The sequence below is a fragment of the Mongoliitalea lutea genome (assembly GCF_014652135.1).
Taxonomy (GTDB): Bacteria; Bacteroidota; Bacteroidia; order Cytophagales; family Cyclobacteriaceae; genus Mongoliitalea; species Mongoliitalea lutea.
The window spans coordinates 42,801-49,304 of the sequence record NZ_BMYF01000028.1 but is presented as its reverse complement, the minus strand read 5'-3'; the positions used below and the strand labels follow the sequence as shown (position 1 = coordinate 49,304).

The following is a 6,504-nucleotide window of genomic DNA, read 5'->3' as shown; positions in this document are numbered from 1 at the left end:
TGATGATAACTTCGGACCTATCAACGGAGCAGATGGCGGAACAACAGCGAGCATATTGGGTAACGATACCTTGAACGGAGACCCTGTAGATCCATCAGATGTGACCTTGACGGTAGTAAGTTCAGACCCTGAGTTGACGTTGAACCCTGATGGCACAATAACGGTAGCACCGAACACGCCTGCGGGAGATTACGAGTTGACTTATAGCATCTGTGAGGTATTGAACCCTGGTAACTGTGATACAGCGACGGTGATTGTAATAGTGATAGCTCCAGAAATTATTGCTAACGATGATGATTTCGGAATCCATTTTGTTAGCTTCTCGGGTTCTCTAGGTAATATTTTAGAGAATGACCTTTTAAATAGAGAAAGACCTAATCCAGAACAAGTTGAGTTTGAATTCATAGACTTGGATGGGATTCAAGGATTATTTATCGATTTTGAAGGGAATATGTCACTATTGATTCCTGGTATAAACGAAGCTCGAGAGTATCGATTAAGGTATGTCTTAAGGGATGCAAATAATCCTGATAATTTTGATGAAGCATTTGTTATCTTCACTTTGTTGCGAAATGAAGTTGATTTAGAGGTAACCAAGACATCGAACCAAGTTGAACTTTGGGAAGGAGACGTATTTGAATACGCTATTCAAGTAAGTAACATTGGAGGGACAAATGCCACAGATGTAATTATTGAAGATTTATTGCCTGATGGTGTTATGTTTATTAATCAGGTAGTAGTTAGTTCAATTTCAGGATTGGAGATTTCCTTCTTAGTTCAAGGAAATAGATTAATTTGGTCATTGCCTGAACTTCCAGCAGATGTTGTTTTAGATATAATGTTGCGAGTTCAAGCAGAACCATTAAGTGGAAGCTCTTCTAAAACTATAACAAATGTTGTAAACGTAACGAGTGAAGAGACTGATGTAAATCTTGCTAATAATTCAGATTCAGATGTAAATATTATAAGACCATTCTTTATACCAAATGTTATTACACCAGATGGTGATGGTAAAAATGATACCTTTAAAATAATGGGTATTGGAAAATTTGTTTCTAACAGAATTGTAATATTTAATAGATACGGTGATCATGTATTCAGAACTGAAAACTATAAAAATGACTGGGATGCACCTGGTTTAGTGGCTGGAACTTATTTCTATATCTTCACAGCAATAGATAATCAAGGGAAGTCGCATGAATTTAAAGGTTGGATTCAAGTTGTGAAGAACTAATATTTTGTGTCTCGATCAAATTATTCTAAATCAACAGTGGCAAATAAGAACCTGTTGATTTAGAATAATGTAGTTGAGGTGCTTTTGGTTTTAAATTAAAAAATTAAGAGTTATTTAAAAAAAGGGTGGTGGATTTTCAAAAATATCGTCAAAGTTATTGTGTGTTTGCAAATTGTACAGGATCAATTCAAAAAATCATTAACTCATTAAATTCTAATGAATTTGAATGTTTGGGTTTTTTTCTGCTAAATGAACGAACTCTTGAGAGTTTAAAACATTTCGCAAAAATTCCAGACGTATTGTTTTTAGAGAATTGTGAAGAAGCTGATGCTGTCAAGGCATTGTTCAAAATGCAATACAGCAGAACATCAATAGTTTATTTAGAGCAGCGGGGAACACTCATGCGGTCTAATCCTCCTGAACTTGAAATGGGTGAGACGATCCTGTTGATTTAAAAAAACAAAAAAAGACCTCCGATTTTCGGAGGTCTTTTTTTATTTGATGACTGAGAAGTCAAATGTTTCAAGGAATTTCGTAGTAAAATCACCTTTTTTGAACTGTTCGTCTTTCAATAAAGCTATATGGAATGGAATGGTTGTTTTGATGCCATCAATAACAAATTCCTCTAAAGCTCTTCTCATTCGAAGCATTACTTCTTCCCTTGACTGGCCACTCACAATAAGTTTTGCAATCATGGAGTCGTAGTTAGGCGGAATTACATATCCGGCATACACGTGGCTATCGATTCGAACGCCTTTACCACCTGGAAGATGCAAATTCTGGATTTTACCTGGACTTGGACGAAATCCATTGGCTGGATCTTCTGCGTTGATTCTGCATTCCATTGAATAGAGTTTCGGATAATAATTCTTACCAGAAATCTTTTCTCCAGCAGCAACTTTGATTTGCTCTTTGATCAGGTCAAAATCAGTTACCTCTTCGGTGATCGGGTGCTCTACTTGGATACGGGTATTCATTTCCATAAAGTAGAAATTTCGGTGTTTATCCACCAAAAACTCAATAGTACCTGCACCTTCATAAGCGATAGCTTCAGCACCTTTGATAGCAGCTTTACCCATAGCCTCTCTTAATTCATCTGTGATAAAAGGAGAGGGGGTTTCTTCTACCAGTTTTTGGTGTCTTCTTTGAATAGAGCAATCCCTTTCTGATAAATGACATGCACGACCTGTACTATCACCTACAATTTGAATTTCAATATGTCTTGGCTCTTCTACAAACTTTTCAAGATATAAGCCATCATTGCCAAATGCAGCGGCGGATTCCTGTCTCGCGTCATCCCAAGCTTTTTTAAATTCAGAAGATTCCTTGACGATACGCATACCTCTACCACCGCCACCTGCGGTTGCTTTTAGGATAACGGGATAACCCATTTCTTCAGCAAGTTTTAGTCCTTGCTCCATGGATTCCAATAAACCTTCGGAACCGGGGATTGTAGGCACACCAGCAGCTTTCATGGTTGCTTTAGCGGTAGCTTTATCACCCATTTTGTTGATCATCTCTGGGCTGGCACCAATGAATTTGATACCATATTCTTCACAAATTCTGGAGAATTCAGCATTCTCAGAGAGGAAGCCATATCCTGGATGGATAGCATCTGCATTGGTGATTTCGGCAGCTGCAATGATTCTTGGGATATTTAAGTAAGACTCTCTACTAGGAGGAGGTCCGATGCACACAGCTTCATCAGCAAAGCGAACATGAAGACTATCTTTATCAGCAGTGGAATACACTGCGACAGTTTTAATCCCCATTTCCTTGCAGGTTCTGATCACTCGTAAAGCGATCTCTCCTCTGTTGGCTATTAATATTTTTTTAAACACAACGATTGATTTTGATGAAACATGACAGCTTATCCAGCTGGATCCACTAAGAATAAAGGCTGATCGTACTCTACAGGCTGAGCATTTTCAACCAATACTTTTACAATTCTACCGGATACCTCAGACTCAATTTCATTGAATAATTTCATCGCCTCGATAATGCAAACAGTCTGACCAGGCTTAACAGTATCTCCAACATTTACAAATGCGTCTGCATCTGGATTTGGAGTTCTGTAGAAGGTACCAATCATAGGAGACTTAATCTCAATTAGCTTACTTGTATCTTCTTTAGAAGCTGCAGCTGGAGCAGCTGGACTTGGAGCAGGAGCTGCGGCTGCCGGAGCAGAAACAGCCACTGGAGCAGGAGCTGCTTCAAATTTTACAGCAGGAGCTTCAGAGTATTTTTTTATGGAAAGTTTGAATTCTTCCGTTTCAATTTTCACTTCTGCCAATCCAGAATTAGATATGAAGTCAATAAGCTCTTGAATTTCTTTTGCTTTCATGTGATTCAATTTTGAGGGTTTAAGTTTGATAACCATAAAACACCTTTACTGAAAGCGTGCTTTCAGTAAAGGCCAAGAATTTTATTTTACACGTTCAGAATATGAACCGTCACGTGTATCCACTTTGATCATAGTGTCCTGCTCTACAAATAGAGGAACCATTACGGTCGCACCTGTTTCCATTGTAGCAGGTTTCAGTGCATTTGTTGCTGTATCTCCTTTGATACCAGGCTCTGTATACGTGATCATTAATTCTACAAATGGAGGTAATTCCACTGAAAGAGGTGTCTCTGTTTCTGCATGAACAAGGATATCTACCATCTGACCTTCTTTTAGCAAGTTAGGTCTTTCGATTAGTTTTTCTGCAATAGGTATTTGTTCAAATGTCTCAGTATCCATGAAGTTATACCCATAGTCATCGACAAAAATGAATTGATGGGGTCTTTTTTCCACCCGTGCTGTAGTCACTTTTTCCCCAGCATTATAGGTCTTATCCAAAACCTTACCGGAGGTGAGACTTTTCAGTTTTGTTCTTACAAACGCAGCACCTTTACCAGGTTTGACGTGCTGAAATTCTACGATGGAGTAAATGTCATTGTTCATTTCAAGACACAATCCATTTTTGAAATCTGCTGTACTTGCCATTATATTTCAGGTTTAATTTATTTCTTATTTTGCTCCATCATAGCCCCATTTCAGATAGATGGATCCCCAAGTGAATCCTCCTCCAAATGCAGCTAAAATTATATTGTCACCTTTTTTAAGTTGTGGCTCATAATCCCACAAACACAAAGGTAGTGTTCCGGCCGTTGTATTTCCGTACCGCTCGATATTTAGCATTACTTTATCAGGGCCTACGCCCATTCTATTGGCTGTTGCGTCAATGATGCGTTTGTTTGCTTGATGAGGGACTAACCATGCAATGTCTTCTGATTTGAGGTTGTTCTTTTCCATGATTTTTGCACTCACGTCTGCCATATTGGTTACTGCGAATTTGAACACGGTAGAACCTTCTTGAAATGCAAAGTGCTCTCTGGCATTGACGCTTTCAATGGTTGCGGGCCTTCTACTTCCGCCTGCCTTCATATGTAAGTATGGAGCACCTGAACCATCTGATTTGAGCATTGAATCCATTACACCAACTTCTTCCTCCGTAGGTTCTAGGAGCACAGCACCTCCTCCATCTCCAAAAATAATGCAAGTGGCACGATCTTGATAATCAATGATAGAGGACATTTTATCAGCACCTACCACGATCACTTTTTTGTGCATGCCGGTTTCAATGAATTGAGAACCCATGGTTAAAGCATATAAAAATCCTGAACAAGCTGCTGAAATATCAAAGCTGAAACTGTTTTTTGCACCTACACCATCTGCGATAATATTGGCTGTGGCCGGAAAAGGCATATCCGGCGTGACAGTAGCACAGATGATTAGGTCAATATCTTCCGGGTCGGTATTGGTTTTTTTGAGTAATCCCTTGATAGCATTGATTCCGATTACCGATGTTCCCTGATTTTCTCCTTTAAGGATGCGTCGTTCTTTGATGCCTGTACGGGTAACTATCCATTCGTCATTGGTGTCTACCATGGTCTCCAACTCTCTGTTGGTAAGAACATATTCCGGTACCCATCCGTGGACGCCAGTAATCACTGCTCTGGTTTTCTTCATTTGATCGTTAATTTGTAGGTCTACTTGCTAACCTGAATTTTGCTTAGTAAGTCATGATTGATTAGTTGTCCTTGACTCACTTATCTACTAGACAAGCTTTCAAAATTATCTAAAAACTGCATTTTCACCAAAGTTTTTTGTTGGAAGAACAATCTAGGTGATGATAGGTCAGTCAATTAGTCTTTTTTACTCTGTTTTTTTTAGGCCCAAAAAAGAAAATCCACTGCCTGCATGGCAATGGATTTTGATATAAGGCCTTATACGTAAATTAAGCTAGAACTTCTTTTTCCATAATCACTTGACCTTTGTAATATAACTTACCGTCAAGCCAGAAAGCTCTGTGAGGAAGGTGCATTTCACCTGTGGTAGGGCATTGCGCCAATCCAGGAGCTGTCAACTTATAGTGTGTTCTCCTTTTGTCTCTTCTTGTTTTCGAAATTTTTCGTTTAGGATGTGCCATCGCTATACTATGTTTAGATTAATCTTTTGCTTTTAACTTATTTAATATTGCCCATCTAGGGTCAACTTCTTTTTCTTCTTTGGTCTCTTCCGGAGTATCCTCTTCAAAAGAGTCTTCTCCGTCGATATATACATAAACTCCATCTCCTTCAAAATCCTCATCATCCATTTCATCTTCATAATCAGGATGGATTTTTTTTGCAGGAATTGCAATTAAAATGTATTCATACAGTAATTGAGCTACATTGATACTTGGAGTGTCCTTAGTGATGATAAATAAATCTTCACTCAACTCCTGTTCTGCGGCGCCATATTTGTAGATGACTTTTTCATCTAACTCAAGTGGGTAATCAAACTCTTCCAAACTCCTGTCACAAATCAACCTGACAGTGCCTCTAATGTTAAAATCAACCTCTATTACTGCTGAGGTCTTTTTTAGCTTAGCAGAAGTACTGATTTGAGCATCTTTGACCCATTCTGTAGCTTCGAAAAACTCAAAGAACTCTCCAGAGACATCAAAAGAAAAGGCATGGTCTCCTTCTCTTAGTTTTACTATGTCAATATTGTAATTCCGTAAGAATTTCATCTCTACTCTTTAATTCAAGACCGCAAATTTAGGCAAACTTTGCAGAAAAATAAAATTTGGTAAACAATTATTTGCCAGTCAAATTCTTAAGCTGATCAATACTCCTCACTATCAGTTGGATTGGACTATAGTTTAAACCTTTTGTTGAAGGTAAATATGTCGTTTTTTTCTCCAAAAACAATTGTTTATTCTTTTAGCTCAAATGTTTAC

General features: G+C 38.3%; 8 protein-coding genes. 2 read left to right on the top strand and 6 right to left on the bottom strand.

Features of this window, described 5'->3' with window-relative positions; genetic code table 11:
• Both IE080_RS18095 and IE080_RS18090 read left to right on the top strand, forming a co-directional pair.
• Positions 1–1,234: T9SS type B sorting domain-containing protein (locus IE080_RS18095; RefSeq protein WP_189586149.1), on the top strand; the 1,234-nt coding region annotated here is incomplete at its 5' end.
• Between the two features lie 128 nt (positions 1,235–1,362).
• Positions 1,363–1,689: a hypothetical protein gene (locus tag IE080_RS18090; protein WP_189586146.1), complete on the top strand. Its 327-nt coding sequence runs from the start codon at positions 1,363–1,365 to the stop codon at positions 1,687–1,689.
• A gap of 39 nt (positions 1,690–1,728) precedes the next feature.
• On the opposite strand, the gene accC is transcribed toward IE080_RS18090, so the two are convergent.
• The 6 genes from accC to IE080_RS18060 all read right to left on the bottom strand — a co-directional run bounded on the left by accC (position 1,729) and on the right by IE080_RS18060 (position 6,294).
• A complete protein-coding gene (accC, locus tag IE080_RS18085; protein ID WP_189586143.1) occupies positions 1,729–3,075 on the bottom strand; it encodes an acetyl-CoA carboxylase biotin carboxylase subunit in 1,347 nt (448 codons plus the stop codon).
• Positions 3,076–3,104: 29 nt separating this feature from the next.
• Positions 3,105–3,578: an acetyl-CoA carboxylase biotin carboxyl carrier protein gene (accB, locus tag IE080_RS18080; protein WP_189586140.1), complete on the bottom strand. Its 474-nt coding sequence runs from the start codon at positions 3,576–3,578 to the stop codon at positions 3,105–3,107.
• 81 nt (positions 3,579–3,659) lie between these two features.
• Positions 3,660–4,223: an elongation factor P gene (efp, locus tag IE080_RS18075; protein ID WP_189586137.1), complete on the bottom strand. Its 564-nt coding sequence runs from the start codon at positions 4,221–4,223 to the stop codon at positions 3,660–3,662.
• 24 nt (positions 4,224–4,247) lie between these two features.
• Positions 4,248–5,249: a beta-ketoacyl-ACP synthase III gene (locus tag IE080_RS18070; RefSeq protein ID WP_189586135.1), complete on the bottom strand. Its 1,002-nt coding sequence runs from the start codon at positions 5,247–5,249 to the stop codon at positions 4,248–4,250.
• A gap of 268 nt (positions 5,250–5,517) precedes the next feature.
• The gene (rpmF, locus tag IE080_RS18065; RefSeq protein WP_189586132.1) at positions 5,518–5,709 is read right to left on the bottom strand and encodes a 50S ribosomal protein L32; all 192 of its coding nucleotides are present in this window, start codon (positions 5,707–5,709) and stop codon (positions 5,518–5,520) included.
• A gap of 18 nt (positions 5,710–5,727) precedes the next feature.
• Positions 5,728–6,294 (bottom strand): YceD family protein, encoded by a 567-nt coding sequence (locus tag IE080_RS18060; protein WP_189586129.1) that lies wholly within the window; start codon positions 6,292–6,294, stop codon positions 5,728–5,730.
• Positions 6,295–6,504: the final 210 nt, after the last annotated feature.